Below are 14218 nucleotides of genomic sequence, written 5' to 3'. Positions count from 1 at the left end.
CATGATCCGCCGGTCCCCTTCATGGAAGACCGATGGCCATCGCCCTGATCGCACTCCTGCTGATCGAGACCGTCCTTCTGATGGCCTGGGTGGCCGGTTATTTCAGCTGGGGCATCACCGTGTTCAACGAACGCATCGCGGCGTCACCGGCCATGCAGGCCCGGCTCTCGCTGGGCAGCCTGGAACGTGACCTGCCGCGGGACAAGTGGCTGCGACTGGCCTTCCATGCGCTGCCTGACGGCAGCATGGCGTTCCGCGAGAGCTTCGCGCCGAGCTTCGGCCTGCGCTACTTCCCCGTGATGCGCGGTCGCATCGTACTCAACACGCGACGGCACGAGGTGCGGGTGATCGGCCTGTGCAGCTGGTTCGTGGCGATCCTGTCGCTGCTGCTGTTGCCGCTGGTGGCGATGCGCCCGATGGTGGCGCCCATGCTGCTGGTGCTGCCGCTGTTCCTGGCCAGCTATCTGGTCCAGAAGCGGCGCTATGCGGCCATCGTCGAAGCGCTGCGCATGCAGTTGAAGTCGGAATTTCCAAGGTAGATCCACGCCGTGCGTGGATGATCGCGCGTCCAGGCATCAGTGCCGACCAACGGTCGGCACCCACCAAAGCGGATTGCGGTAGACCCACGCCATGCGAGGATAGACACCGCAGCCAAGGTCAGTTCCAACCAGTGCAGCTGATCAGCGCGCCAGCACCACTTCCCCGCTGGCATCGGTACGCAGCGAAACCGGCTGTGGCTGGCGCAGCCACTGCGCCAGGTCGCGCGGGCTGAGCGGGCGCGAGTACAGGTAGCCCTGGATCTCGTCGCAGCCCTGGCGGCGCAGCATGTCTTCTTCCTGGTGTGTTTCCACGCCCTCGGCCACCACCTTCATGCCCAGCGCGTGGCCCAGGTGCACGATGGCCTGGGTCACTTCGGCCGTGCCCGAATCGTGCAGCATGCCCTGCACGAAGCTGCGGTCGATCTTCAGGCGGCCCACCGGGAAGCGGTTGAGATAATTGAGGTTGGAGAAGCCGGTACCGAAGTCATCCACCGCCAGCGGCACGCCGTGCCGTTCCAGCACATCGAAGCAGTGGCGCAGGATGTCGGTGTCACGGATCAGTGCCGACTCGGTCAGTTCCAGTTCCAGCCGCTGCGGTGGCCAGCCATGGGCGTGGCAGATCTCGATCACCCGCTCGGCAAAGCCGCGGTCACGCAGCTGCACCGCAGAGACATTCACCGCGATGCGGTCGAAGCGCAGGCCGGCGCGGTCCCAGGCGGTGGCCTGGCGGCAGGCTTCATTCAGTACCCAGTCGCCGATCCGTACGATCTCACCGCACTTCTCGGCAATCGGAATGAACTCGGCCGGGCTGCAGTAGCCGATCCCGGGCCGGTGCCAGCGCAGCAGCGCCTCGATTGCAGGCGGCTCGCCGTGGTGGGCATGCAGCAGCGGCTGGTAGGCCAGGCTGAACTCTTCGCGCTCGATGGCGCCGTGCAGGGCGTGCTCAAGCTCCAGCTTGCGCTGGATGCGGGCCAGCGCGTCCTGACTGTAGTACTGGTAGGTATTGCGCCCGGCTTCCTTGGCCGCGTACATCGCGGCGTCGGCAGCACGCAGTAGGGAATCAAAGTCGGTCTGCGCATCGCCCAGCATCGCGATGCCGACGCTGGCGCCGACCTTCAAGGTGGTCTCGCCACGGCGCAGCGGCTCGGCCAACGAGGCGATCAGCTTGCGCGCCACGTGGCCGGCGTCTTCCGGCTCGGCCAGATCGCGCAGCACCACGATGAACTCGTCACCACTGAAGCGGCCAAACAGGTCGTTGTTGCGCAGGTTCTGGTGCAGGCGCGTCGCAGCGGCCTTCAGCAGCGCATCACCGGTGGCATGACCGAAGCTGTCGTTGATGGTCTTGAAACCGTCCAGATCGATGAACAGCATCGCCAGCGAGGTGCCACGGTCGCGCGCTTCCTCGATGGCTTCTGCCGTCTGTTCGCCGAGCAGCACGCGATTGGGCAGGCCGGTGAGCAGATCGTAGTGGGCCAGCAGCTCGATGCGCTCGTTGGCCTCGCGCTCGCGGGTGATGTCACGGAACAGCACCACGAAGCGCGGCGGCAGGCCATCACGGCGGTCCAGCTCGATCAGCACCTGCACCCACACGCGCAGGCCGGACTGACGGTAGAAGCACAGGTCCAGCTGTTCGGGCAGTCCGCCGCCGGCAATGCGGACCAATGCGGCGTCGAAGGCATTGCGCGAATCTTCGGTGTACAGCGCCAGCGCCTGGTCGAGGGTGATCGGCTCCTTGCGCAGGCCGTGGATGCGGTAGCACTCCTCGGTCCACTGCATGTGCCGGGTCTGCACCTCGATCTCGCAGCCACCGATGCGACCCAGCGCGGAAACACGGTTGAGCAGTTCGGTGCGCCAGCGGATCAGCGCATCGGTCTGGTGCTGCTCGGTGATGTTCTGCACCTGGCCGAGCAGCCGCTTGGGCTGTCCGTCCATGTCCAGCAGTGGCTGCATCCACAGCCGCAGATGCTGCGACGGTTCGTTGCCCCGGGTCAATTCCAGTTCGATGTTGGCGGCCCGGCCATCACGCCACAGGCGCCGCCATGCCGCGCGCAACGCACCCCGCGAGCGCGGATGCAGCTGCTTCAGCCAGCGGCGCTGGCCGGGCGCGCTGCCCTGCTCCAGCGCCAGCATCGAGCGCAGTTCCGGCGACCACCAGAAATGACCACTGTTGGGGTCGAACGACCAGCTGCCCATGCTGGCGATGCGCTGGGCCTCGCTCAGGTGCAGCTGCTGTTCCTGAAGCAGCCCTTCCAGCTGCTTCTGTTGTTCGATATCGGTATGCGTGCCGACCATGCGCAGCGGCTGGCCATCGGCGGTGCGCGCGACCACGCGCCCGCGGTCCAGTACCCAACGCCACTGGCCATCGGCCTGGCGGAAACGGAACTGCGCGCTGTACTGCTCGCTCAAGCCACGCAGATGCTCGTCCAGTGCGACCCGCACCTGGGCGATATCCTCGCTGTGCACGCGGGCCAGGATCTCGGTGGCGGTTTCGTCACCCAGCGCCGGGGTGCGCACCACACGGTCGCTGGGAATGTCCCAGTCCCAGAGGCTGTGCCCGGCACTGTCCAGCGCCAGCTCCCAGCGCCCACCGCCGCCAAGCGGCACCGGTTCGGGAATGCTCAGCGTGAAGGCCAGCAGATTGCCGGCGCCATCGTGCACGGCCCGCAGGTGGCCGTCGTAGTGCCCGTGCGGGCCACCCGGCAGCGTGCAGGCCACGATGCCGCCATCGGCGGCCATCAGGCGCAGATCTTCCAGCATCGGCGCATACGCAGCCACGGTAGCCGGCAAGCCGTGCTCGCGCGCAGCCGGATTGGCCGCCAGCGGGCGGCCCGTGCGGTCGACGATGACCAGCGCCGACGCAAGCGGGTGCTGCAGCAGGCTGGCGATGATCCCTTGGTCCACGCGATCTTGCTCCGGATGACACGCCCGTCAGCGGGGCACGCAGTGGTTAACGGCGCCTGCGGCGGATAATTGAGTGGTCTGGGCGCACCTGCGCGGTAAGATGGCCGGCGCCCCTTTCTTCCGCCCTGTCCATGCCCGCAGAACCGACCGGCAACGCCCCAGTTCCCGACCCGCGGATGGCGCAGGCGCTGAGCCGCGACCGGCGCCGGGTGGTGCTGAGCTACCTGGCGATGGCGCTGGCCTGGATGATCTCCACCGACAGTGCGGTGCAGGCACTGGTGCCTGACCCGCAGCAGGCGGCCTTGTGGCAGGGCCTGAAGGGCTCGTTCTTCGCCCTTGCCAGTGCGGGCCTGCTGTATCTGCTGCTGCGCCCGCTGGCCGAGCACGTGCTGCACACCCATGCACGCCAGCAGGCCTCGGAGCTGCGCCTGCGGCAGATGTTCGAAGGCAACCCCGGCCCGATCCTGGTCTATGACCTCGATACGCTGGCGATCCTCGATGCCAATCCGGCGGCCTGCACCGCCTTCGGCTGGGACCGTGACGAACTGCTGGAGCAGACCATCGACGCGTTGTGGCCGCCAGGCCAGGACCAGGCACTGCAGACCAAGCTGGAGGCGATCCGCGAGGCACCAGAGGAACTGTGCATCCTGCGTACCCAGCTGCAGCTGCGTGACGGCTCGCTGCGGCAGATGGAGCTGCGCTCCAACGCCATCAGCTACGACGGCCACAACGCCCGCTTGTTGATTGCCATCGACCGCACTGCGGAGGATCTGGCGCAACTGCGCCGCGACCAGGCGCTGGCCCGGGTGGAAGAAGCCCACGAGCTGGCCCGCATCGGCGCCTGGGAGCTGGACCCGTCCACCGGGCTCGGCCGTTATTCCAACCAGGTCTACCGCCTGCTGGGTCGCCGCCCGCCCGAGGCCCGGCGCTGGCATCGCTTCGACGAACTGCTGGTGCCGGCCGATCCGGCCACCGCTACCCAGACCGAACAGCTGCTGGCCGAACTGTGCTCCGGCGATCCCGTGCACGTGGACGTGCTGCTGCCGCTGTTGTCGATGGATGGCCGCGCCTTGATGGTGCATCTGCGTGCTGCCAGCGGCATCGACGAGGCCGGCCGCAATCGCGTGCTGGGCACGCTGCAGGACGTGACCGAGCGTGAGCAGTCGCGACGCCTGCTGCGCGAGCGTGAGGAGCAGTTCCGCGAGCTGGTACGGGTACTGCCCGATGGCGTGGTGATCCTCTCCGAAGAACACGTGTTGTACGCCAATGCCTGGGCGGCCAGCCTGTTCGGCTATGGCAGCCACACCCTGCTGGGCGAGCCGCTGTCGGCACTGGTGGGCAACGCCGATCTGTCCCGCGTGCGCAGCCAGCTGCGTGCCGGCCAGCCCCACCTGGGGCCCGGTCACAGCAGCGTGGTGGCGATGCAGCGCGCTGATGGCCGCAGCTTCCATGCCGGCCTGGCGGTAGGTGAAGTGCGTTATGGCGGACGCGACTGCAAGCTGCTGATCGTGCGCGACCTGAGCGATTCCGAGCGGACCCGCAGTGCGTTGGAAACCAGCAACCGTGAACTGCAGGCGATGGCCGGCCGCCTGTTCTCGCTGCAGGAGGATGAACGCCGCGCGATTTCGCGCGATCTGCACGACGACATCGGCCAGGCGATCACGGCGATCAAGTTGTCCGCCTACGCAGCACAGGACGAAGATGATCCGCAGCGCCGCGCCGAGGATCTGGCGCAGATCGTCAGCCTGGCCGATACCACGGTGGCCAAGCTGCGCGACATCTCTACCCTGCTGCGCCCGCCGCAGCTCGACGCGCTGGGCCTGGAAGCAGCCTTGAGCTGGCAGGCACGGGTACTGTTCCGCTCGTCGCCGGTGGAACTACTGGCCGAGATCGAGCCCCTGCCGCACCGTCCCGACAACAGCATCGAGCAGGCCTGCTTCCGTATCGCGCAGGAAAGCCTGACCAACGTATTGCGCCACGCCCGTGCCAGCCAGGTGCAGCTGCAGCTGCGCGATGTCGGCCAGCGCGGCCTGCACCTGCAGATCCGCGACGATGGCGAGGGTTTCGACCCCGATGGTCCGCGCGGGCTGGGCCTGATCGTGATGCGTGAGCGCGCGCAGAGCGTCGGTGGCCATGTGCGGATCGAATCCGCGCACGGCGAAGGCACGCTGATCGACGTCCACCTCCCCTACCAGGCGGCCAGCATGGCCGCCGTTGAGTCACCGGAATACTGAGCCTATGTGGAATCCCAACCAGCCCCCGGTCAGCATCGATGATGCGCCTGACCGCCTTGGCGCCGGCAACCCCGAGCTGCAGGTAATGGTCGCCGAGGCGGCCTCGGGCGGCACCGCACTGATGCTGATGCATGTCGACATTGACCACTTCGCCTCGGTCAACGAAAACATGAGCGCCGAGGTGGGTGACCAGGCACTGGCGCTGGTGGCGCAGCGGTTGCAGTCCTATCTGCGCGGGCGCGGCAAGCTGTGGCGCCACGGCAGCGATGAGTTCCTGATCGCCGTGCCACGCACCGCCGATGTGCCGCTGCCGGAGGACTTTGCCGAGGAGATCCGGCAGCAGATGGAACTGCCACTATCGGTGCTGCCGTACACGCTGTTCATGACCGGCAAGCTGGGCGTGAGCCTGTGCCCGGACCATGCAAGCAGCGCCTCACGCCTGCTCGATCATGCCGAGGATGCGCTGTACCAGGCGGCCCGCGAAGGCGGCAACGCGGTGCGCATCCACGCCGTGGACACGCCGCCGAGCGCGCACAGCGAGAGCATCATCGCGCGCCAGATCGTCGACGCGATCCCCAATGGCGAGCTGAAGCTTCGCTACCAGCCGCTGGTCAGTGCCCGCGACGGCCACGTGGTGGGCATGGAGGCGCTGCTGCGCTGGCAGTCGCCGACGCTGGGCATGCTGGTGCCGGAGCGCTTCATGCGCACCGCCGAACGGCTGGGCATCATCGTGCAGATCGGCACCTGGGTGCTGGAGGGCGCGCTGAAGCAGGCCCGCCTGTGGCGCGACCAGGGCTTCGACGACTTCACCATCGCCGTGAACGTCTCCACCCTGCAGTTGCTGCGGCCCAACTTCTTCGCAGAAGTCATGGGCCTGATCCAGGCGGCGGGCGTGCCGGCGCAGATGCTGACGCTGGAGATCAACGAAAGCGCGCTGACCAACAACGTCAACTTCGTGCACGAGACGCTGGCCAACCTGCGCAACGAAGGCATCAGCCTGAGCCTGGACAATTTCGGCACCGGCGATTCCAGCCTGAGTGCGCTGGTGCGCTACCCGGTGGACAAGCTGAAGATCGACCGCAGCTTCATCAAGAGTGCGCCGGCCGGTAACCGCGAAGCGGCCATCGCCCGCGCGATCATCGCCATGGGCCACCAGCTGGGCATGACCGTGATCGCCAACGGCGTGGAATCGCAGGCGCAGCTGGGCTTCCTGCGCCGCAACGACTGCGACGTGTTCCAGGGCTACCTGTTCGGCGAACCGATGTCGGCCGATGCCGCCGGCATGACCCTGCGCCGCCGCTACCTGCGCCCGGAGGCCTTTGCCGAGACCCGTCCCGACCGCACGCTGCTGTTGCTGGACGACGAGGAGAACGTGCTGCGCTCGCTGGTGCGCCTGTTCCGTCGCGATGGCTACCGCATCCTGGCCGCCGGCAACGTGCGCGATGCGTTCGACCTGCTGGCGATCAACGACGTGCAGGTGATCCTGTCCGACCAGCGCATGAGCGACATGAGCGGCACCGAGTTCCTGGGCCGGGTGAAGATGCTGTACCCGGACACGATCCGCCTGGTGCTGTCCGGTTACACCGATCTGAACACCGTGACCGACGCGATCAACCGCGGTGCGATCTATCGCTTCCTGACCAAGCCGTGGAACGATGACGAGCTGCGCAAGCACATCCACCAGGCGTTCCGCACCTATGAGGAGCAACGCCGCAGCAACGCCGGTCCGGCGCCGGTGGAGAGCGGAGATGGCGGTGAGGATCGTCCGCTGCGGTGACCCACATGTAGAGTCGATCAGCGCGGCTGCTTCACCGGCAGCACCACGCGGAAGCGCGAGCCCACGCCCGGGGTGCTGTCCAGGTCGATGCGGCCGTGGTGCTTGTTGATGATGCTGTAGGAGATCGACAGGCCCAGGCCGGTGCCGCTGCCAACGGGCTTGGTGGTGAAGAACGGATCGAAGATGCGCTGGCGCAGTTCCGGCGAGATGCCGCCGCCGGTGTCCTCGAATTCGACCCACACGTGATCGCCATCAACGCCGGTGCGCACCGTGATCGTGCCGCGCTCGGCGATGGCATGGCCGGCGTTGAGCAGCAGGTTCATGTAGACCTGGTTCAACTCCGACGGCAGGCATTCCACCAGCGGTAGCTGGCCGAACTCCCGCACCAGGGTGACCTTGTACTTCAGCTCGTTCCAGATGATGTTGATGGTCGATTCCAGGCCTGCGTGCAGGTCGACCAGCTTCCACGATTCGTCGCGGCCGGAATACGAGAAGTCCTTCAGGTCACGCACGATGCGGGTGACCCGCTCGATGCCTTCGCGCGATTCAGCCATCAGCTGCGGCAGGTCACGGCTGATGAAATCGATGTCCAGACGGTCACGGATATCGTCGATTTCCGGAATCAACGCCTTCGGGTCCGGCGCGCGCAGGGCGCGTTCGTAGGCTTCGATCACCGTGAACAGGCTGCGCAGGTATTCCTGCAGGCTGCCCAGGTTGGAGTGCACGTAGCCGATCGGGTTGTTGATCTCGTGCGCGACGCCGGCAGCAAGCTGGCCGATCGAGGCCATCTTTTCCGACTGCAGCAGCTTTTCCTGGGTGCCGTTCAGGCGCAGGTAGGCCTGGCGCAGCTCGGCATGGCGCTGCTGCAGCTCGCGCTCGTAGTCTTCCTGCCCCTCGATATGGCGGAACAACGCCAGGAAGTGCCCCTGGCCCACCGGGCCGTGGTGATACAGATGGGCGATGACCACGCCCTCGCCCAGCGGCAGGCTGCCATTCCAGTGACCATGCTGGCGCGCCTGTTCCAGGGCATCGGGCGGCAGCAGTTCACGCAGGCGCTGCGGTGGTGGCAGACCGCCACCCTCACCACTGGCCAGCAGGTTCTGCGCAGCCGGATTGGCCAGGGCCACCTGCCCGTCGTCGGTGAACAGCAGCAGCCCTTCGCGCAGGCGCTCAAGCAGGGCCTGCAGCACCGGCTGTGGCGGAAGGGGGGCGGTAACCAGGGCGTTGGCAGCGGACACGGCGACTCGGGGCATTCGAACAGGCGCCCAATATACGCGGTCACGCAGCGGGCTTCAGCCCGCGGGAATGGGTTGTGCGACCGCCGTCGCGTCAGGCGACGGCGAGTGGACGGCGCGCAGTGACGGTGTGCGCCTGGCCCTTGGCATCGTAGGCCGAGGCATCTTCGGTGCGGCCGAGCTGGCGCAATGCCCAGTTGACCTCGCGGCGGCGGCGCGACAGCAGTACGCCGTTGGCGCGGTTGCGCTCGGCCAGTTCCTGCAGCTGTTCGCCCTCGCCCACCGGCGGCGCGCCTTCCAGCGCACGCAGCGCTTCCAGCTTGGCGCCGGTGGCCCGAATCAGGGCGTGCACGTCGTGCTCGACCAAGGCCTGGCGTTCAACGTCCAGGGCCTGGGCAAGGCGCTGCAGCGGCTCGCTCATCGCCGCGGTCATCCGTGCAGCTGCTGGTCCAGCTCGAGCATGCGCGATGCGATCGCGTCCGGATTGATCTTGTAGGTGCCGTTCTGCAGCGATTCGCGCACGGCGGCCACGCGCTGGGCGTCGATCGCCGGGGCGGTGGTCAGCTCACGCTCGATGGCCTGCAGATTGGTGGCCTCGCCGGTCAGGCGCAGGCTGTCGGCCGCTTCGACCGGACGTGCTGCCGCATCGGTGCTGACGCCGGGCTTGTTGGCCGGGGTCGTCACGCTGCGCAGTGCCTGGGGGACCTGCAGGTTGCCGTCGATTTTCTGGCTCATGGGGTGTCCTGGAGTTGCCGTTCACAAGGGATAACGGCCGCAGGGCCGTGATCTTTAGGGATATTTTGCGGTAAATCAACGCGCCACGATTACGTCACCGGCGGCATCGACCGTGCCCTGCACGATCCGCCGCGAGGACAGGTTCTCTACCGAGACCCGTTCGTTTTCACCGGCATCGCCCATCGCGCGACCGGCAATGCGGACCTCGACCGAGCCGCGACGCGATACCAGGGCCACATTGTCTCCCCTCTTGATGAGACGCTGCACCACCAGATCGTTGTTCGACAGCAGGGCTCCGGCCTGCAACGGACGGCGGGCGATGCGGCCGATCGCCGCGTTGGGATCGGCCAGCACTGCACCGGCAATCCGGGCGGCGTCACGCTGGGCAGTGGTGATATCGGCGGCGGTGAGAGTTTCTCCAGTGCCGATTCCACGATTGAGCACAAGCACGGTCTGGTTGCGCCGTACCTTCACCGGCACGAACAGGCGCCAGCCACCGGCATCGGGGCAGCTGACTTCGACCGTGGTGTTGGCGGTGGGCTGCACCTGCAGCGCGCCACCACACCTGGGCAGGCGCAGCGCATCGGCCACCTGGGCCTCGCCCTCGCTGCCGGCCGGCAGCGTCGACAACGCCGCGGCGCGAATGCTGGCCACCGGCTGCCAGTCGGCGGCAACCGCCCACGGCGAGGCCAAGGCCAACGCGATGGCGAAGAGAGATGTGACCCGGCGCATGGCGCCTCCTATCGATGGGATCTGGCCCTGGTGCGTGCAAGGGGTGTGCCAGATGGGCAGAGCTGCGTTTTGTAGAGTCGAGCCTCGGTCGAACATGGCGCGACGCCACAATTGCGGTGCGGACCACGCGGGCGGCAGAGCGCCCTCAAGTTCCGCCACTGCGGCGCCGATACAGCAGCCATGTCCCATGACCTGCTCAACCGGATCGACCAGCGGACCCGACTGGCCGGCCACAATCGCCTGGCGCTGCTGCTGTTCCGTCTCGGCGGACGTCAGCTTTTTGGCGTCAATGTCTTCAAGGTGCAGGAGGTCCTGCGGCGCCCGGAGCTGTTCCAGGTGCCCGGGCTGCCCAGCCAGTTCTCCGGCGTGGCCGACGTGCGCGGCCGTTCGGTGCCGGTGCTGGACCTCGGGCTGGCGATCGGCCATCCCGAGCGCGAGCCCGATGCGGACACCTCGCCCGGCTATCTGGTCGTCACCGAATTCAACCGTTCGATCCAGGGCTTCCTGGTCAGCGGCGTGGAGCGCATCGTCAACATCGCGGTGGAAGACATCCACCCGCCGCCGGAACTGGGCGCCGAATCGAGCTACCTGACCGCGGTGACCCGCTTCCAGGGCGAGCTGATCCAGGTGATCGACGTGGAAAGCGTACTGGCCGACATCGCCCAGGTACGCGGTGAAGCAGTACTGGACCCGGCGATGGCAATGCCGGCCGACGGCCCGCAGCTGCAGGTGCTGGTGGTGGACGACTCGCGCGTAGCCCGCCAGCAGATCCGCAGCGTGCTGGACCAGCTGGGGGTGGGCGCCACCCTGCTTTCCGATGGCAAGCAGGCACTGGACCACCTGCTTCAGATCCATGCCTCCGGCGAGAACCCGGCCGAGCGCTACGCCATGGTCATCTCGGACATCGAGATGCCGGCCATGGACGGCTATACGCTGACGACGGAAATCCGGCGCCATCCGGGCCTGGCCGGCCTGTACGTGCTGCTGCACACCTCGCTGTCGGGCGTATTCAACAATGCGATGGTCGAGCGCGTCGGCGCCAACGCCTTCGTCGCCAAATACTCGCCTCACGAACTGGCTGACTTCGTGCTGGACCGCCTGCGCAAGGTCGCGATGGCGGCGTAGGGCCGCGTCACGGGTCTCCGCCGGGCATGGCCCGGCGCTACCACAACCTCCCCGACCCCTGGGCTAGCGCCGGACCATGCCCGGCGGACGCGATGTCGCGCGTGCTTTGGCACACCCCTTGCAGCTTCCCGGGCAACGTTCCCGTGGGAGTGCACCGTGCGCAACCTGATTACCGACTACCTGGGCGTCCACGCCCAGGCCATGCCGTTGCGCGAACAGCGGATGAAGCTGATCGCCAGCAACCTCGGCAATGCCGACACTCCCGGCTACAAGGCCCAGGACCTGGACTTCGATGCCGCCCTGCGCCATGCCCAGGGGCAGGATGCCAACGGCCTGATGACCACCACCAACGAGCAGCACTACGAAATCAGTAGTGGCCTGAATCCGTTCCAGATCGCGCGCGACGGCGTACAGCCCAGCCTGGACGGCAACACCGTCGATCCCGATGCCGAGCGTGCCGCCTATGGCCGCGCCGCACTCGAATACCGCGCTTCGCTCAGCTTCGTCGAGAGCAAGGTGCGTTCCATGCTGACCGCGATCACGGGGCAATAAGCCATGAGCAATCTGCCGATCTTCGATATCGCCGGCTCCGCGCTGCAGGCGCAGTCGGTGCGCATGAGCACCATCGCCTCCAACCTCTCCAACGCCGACACCGTCGCCGGTTCCGCCGACGCCGTGTACAAGCCGCTGGAGCCGATCTTCCAGGCCGTGACCAGCAAGAACGATCCGAACATCACCTCGGTGAAGGTCAAGGAGATCACCCAGAGCGAGGCTGCGCCGATCAAGCGCTATGAGCCGGGCCACCCGCTGGCCGATGGCGATGGCTACATCTACCAGCCCGACGTCGATCCGGTGGCGCAGATGGTCAACCTGATCTCGACCTCGCGTAACTACCAGGCCGGCGTGGAGATGCTGACCACCGCCAAGGAACTGGCCCTGGCCACCCTGACCATGGGCCGCTGAGGCCCGCAGCACCGGATACCGCCATGACCACCGCCGTCAACAACCAGACCAGCCAGGACGTCTATTCCGCGCTGGGCCTGAACGCCCCGAACAGCAACGCCACCAAGAAGAAGAACACGCTGGACCAGGCCGATTTCCTGCGCCTGATGACCGAGCAGCTGCAGCACCAGGATCCGCTGAAGCCGATGGACAACACGCAGATGGTCGCGCAGATGGCGCAGATGTCCACCGTGCAGGGCATCACCGATCTGAACAAGACGGTGAAGGGCTTCCAGGAATCGATGGCCAGCGACCAGGTGCTGCGTGGTGCGGCACTGGTCGGCCACCAGGTGCTGGTGCCTTCGGAAAAGCTGGTGCTTGAGAAGGAAGGCAGCGTCGAAGGCACGGTGGCTGCGCCGTCGGCCGGCATCATCACCGTGGACATCACTGACGCCAACGGCGCCAAGGTCACGTCGCTGAGCGTGGAAGCCAAAGCCGCCGGCGAAACCGCCTTCCAGTGGGACGGCAAGGATGCGAACGGCAAGCGCATGGAACCGGGCAAGTACTCGGTCGTCGCCAACCACGTCGACACCGCCGGCAAGAGCACCAAGCTGTCCACCTACGTACAGGCACCGGTGGAGAGCGTGACCGTCGGTTCCGACGGCCTGTACCTGAACCTCAAGGGCCTGGGCACGGCCCCGATCGACTACGTGCTCCGCGTCAGCTGAGCCGCACACCCCGTACTTACCAGGAGCATCCCATGGGCTTCAATGTCTCGCTGTCCGGCATCAATGCCGCCAATTCCGACCTGAGCGTCACTGCCAACAACGTCGCCAACGTCAACACCGCCGGCTTCAAGCAATCGCGCGCCGAATTCGCCGACCTGTTCGCCTCCACCAGCTACGGCCTGTCGAAGAACCAGACCGGCTCGGGCGTCCGTGTTTCCAATGTCGCCCAGCAGTTCATCCAGGGCCACAATGAACAGACCGGCCGCAGCCTGGACATGGCGATCTCCGGTGAGGGCTTCTTCACCATGAACATGAACGGCTCGCGCGTGTACTCGCGTGCCGGCAATTTCCAGACCGATTCCGCCGGTTACGTGATCAACCCGCAGGGCGCGCGACTGCAGGTGTTCGCGCCGAATGCCGATGGCACCAACTTCGATGCAGGCCGTCTGGTCGACCTGCAGCTGCTGACCACCGACAGCCCGCCGAAGCAGACCAGCGAAGTGAAGGTCGGCTTCACCCTGCCGGCCAACGCCAAGCAGCCGACGGTCGCAAATTTCGATCCAACCGACTCCAACAGCTACAACCATTCCAGCGGTGGCATCACCGTGTACGACTCGCTGGGCGTCAGCCATATCCAGGTCTCGTACTTCGTGAAGGGCGCCAATCCAAACGAGTGGACCGTGCACAACTACGTGGACGGCCAACCGGCCGGCACCCCGACCGCGGTCGCCTTCGATAACAGCGGCAAGCTGACCACTCCGGCCAACGGCAAGGTCAGCCTCGGCACGTTCACCCCGACCACCGGCGCCGGTCAGCTCAACATGACGCTGGATATCAGCGGCTCGACCCAGTACGGAGAGAAGTTCGCTCTGCGCAACACCCAGCAGGACGGCTACGCCGCCGGCAAGCTCAACGAGATCACCGTGTCGGAAACCGGCGTGGTCTATGCCCGCTATTCCAACGGTGACGACAAGCCCCTCGGCCAGGTCGCACTGACCACGTTCAACAACACGCAGGGCCTGGAGCAGAAGGGCAACAACCTGTGGGTGGAGACGTTCGAGTCGGGTACGCCGCGCACCGGCATGCCGGACACCTCCAACCTCGGCAAGATCCAGGCCGGCTCGCTGGAAGCGTCCACCGTCGACCTCACCGAGCAGCTGGTCAACATGATCACCGCGCAGCGCAACTTCCAGGCCAACGCGCAGATGATCACGACCCAGGACCAGATCACCCAGACCGTCATCAACATCCGTTGATGACGCGCTGACCC

The 14218-nt window shown here is 66.6% G+C and carries 13 protein-coding genes; 8 read left to right on the top strand and 5 right to left on the bottom strand.

What is annotated here, in order from left to right; genetic code table 11:
* Positions 1-32: 32 nt before the first annotated feature.
* Entirely contained in the window at positions 33-539 is a 507-nt protein-coding gene (locus GOC52_RS10050; RefSeq protein ID WP_191851306.1) for a hypothetical protein, read from the top strand.
* Between the two features lie 141 nt (positions 540-680).
* Here GOC52_RS10050 and GOC52_RS10045 read toward each other — a convergent pair whose 3' ends face one another.
* Complete coding sequence (locus tag GOC52_RS10045; RefSeq protein WP_191851304.1) at positions 681-3440, bottom strand: bifunctional diguanylate cyclase/phosphodiesterase; 2760 nt, start codon at positions 3438-3440, stop codon at positions 681-683.
* A 131-nt stretch (positions 3441-3571) separates the two neighbouring features.
* On the opposite strand from GOC52_RS10045, the gene GOC52_RS10040 reads away from it, so the two are divergent.
* Together GOC52_RS10040 and GOC52_RS10035 are read left to right on the top strand one after the other, a co-directional pair.
* Positions 3572-5674 carry a sensor histidine kinase gene (locus tag GOC52_RS10040; RefSeq protein WP_071306146.1) on the top strand — a complete coding sequence of 701 codons (2103 nt, stop codon included), beginning with the start codon at positions 3572-3574 and terminating at the stop codon, positions 5672-5674.
* A gap of 4 nt (positions 5675-5678) precedes the next feature.
* The gene (locus GOC52_RS10035; protein WP_019337423.1) at positions 5679-7451 is read left to right on the top strand and encodes an EAL domain-containing protein; all 1773 of its coding nucleotides are present in this window, start codon (positions 5679-5681) and stop codon (positions 7449-7451) included.
* Positions 7452-7468: 17 nt separating this feature from the next.
* Here GOC52_RS10035 and GOC52_RS10030 read toward each other — a convergent pair whose 3' ends face one another.
* The 4 genes from GOC52_RS10030 to flgA form a co-directional block, all read right to left on the bottom strand.
* Positions 7469-8689 (bottom strand): ATP-binding protein, encoded by a 1221-nt coding sequence (locus tag GOC52_RS10030; RefSeq protein WP_010485880.1) that lies wholly within the window; start codon positions 8687-8689, stop codon positions 7469-7471.
* Between the two features lie 91 nt (positions 8690-8780).
* Positions 8781-9119 carry a flagella protein gene (locus tag GOC52_RS10025; protein WP_010485882.1) on the bottom strand — a complete coding sequence of 113 codons (339 nt, stop codon included), beginning with the start codon at positions 9117-9119 and terminating at the stop codon, positions 8781-8783.
* The gene (gene flgM / locus GOC52_RS10020) at positions 9116-9421 is read right to left on the bottom strand and encodes a flagellar biosynthesis anti-sigma factor FlgM (RefSeq protein ID WP_019337421.1); all 306 of its coding nucleotides are present in this window, start codon (positions 9419-9421) and stop codon (positions 9116-9118) included. Before flgM ends, GOC52_RS10025 begins: the two co-directional genes overlap by 4 nt.
* 75 nt (positions 9422-9496) lie before the next feature.
* Positions 9497-10153 carry a flagellar basal body P-ring formation chaperone FlgA gene (flgA, locus tag GOC52_RS10015; protein ID WP_010485884.1) on the bottom strand — a complete coding sequence of 219 codons (657 nt, stop codon included), beginning with the start codon at positions 10151-10153 and terminating at the stop codon, positions 9497-9499.
* 180 nt (positions 10154-10333) lie between these two features.
* On the opposite strand from flgA, the gene GOC52_RS10010 reads away from it, so the two are divergent.
* From GOC52_RS10010 to flgE, 5 genes are all read left to right on the top strand, one after another.
* The gene (locus GOC52_RS10010; RefSeq protein WP_049436370.1) at positions 10334-11278 is read left to right on the top strand and encodes a chemotaxis protein; all 945 of its coding nucleotides are present in this window, start codon (positions 10334-10336) and stop codon (positions 11276-11278) included.
* Between the two features lie 156 nt (positions 11279-11434).
* Complete coding sequence (flgB, locus tag GOC52_RS10005) at positions 11435-11830, top strand: flagellar basal body rod protein FlgB (protein WP_010485889.1); 396 nt, start codon at positions 11435-11437, stop codon at positions 11828-11830.
* Positions 11831-11833: 3 nt separating this feature from the next.
* Positions 11834-12241, top strand: coding sequence for a flagellar basal body rod protein FlgC (flgC, locus tag GOC52_RS10000; RefSeq protein WP_010485892.1), 408 nt, complete (start codon positions 11834-11836; stop codon positions 12239-12241).
* Between the two features lie 23 nt (positions 12242-12264).
* Positions 12265-12948 carry a flagellar hook assembly protein FlgD gene (locus tag GOC52_RS09995; protein ID WP_010485894.1) on the top strand — a complete coding sequence of 228 codons (684 nt, stop codon included), beginning with the start codon at positions 12265-12267 and terminating at the stop codon, positions 12946-12948.
* A gap of 32 nt (positions 12949-12980) precedes the next feature.
* Positions 12981-14204 (top strand): flagellar hook protein FlgE, encoded by a 1224-nt coding sequence (flgE, locus tag GOC52_RS09990; RefSeq protein ID WP_191851302.1) that lies wholly within the window; start codon positions 12981-12983, stop codon positions 14202-14204.
* The last annotated feature ends 14 nt before the right edge of the window (positions 14205-14218 follow it).

This window comes from Stenotrophomonas sp. SXG-1 (genome assembly GCF_014083965.1).
Classification (GTDB): domain Bacteria; phylum Pseudomonadota; class Gammaproteobacteria; order Xanthomonadales; family Xanthomonadaceae; genus Stenotrophomonas; species Stenotrophomonas geniculata.
Note: the sequence above shows the minus strand (reverse complement) of the source record. Positions and strands in the feature narration are given on the sequence as shown.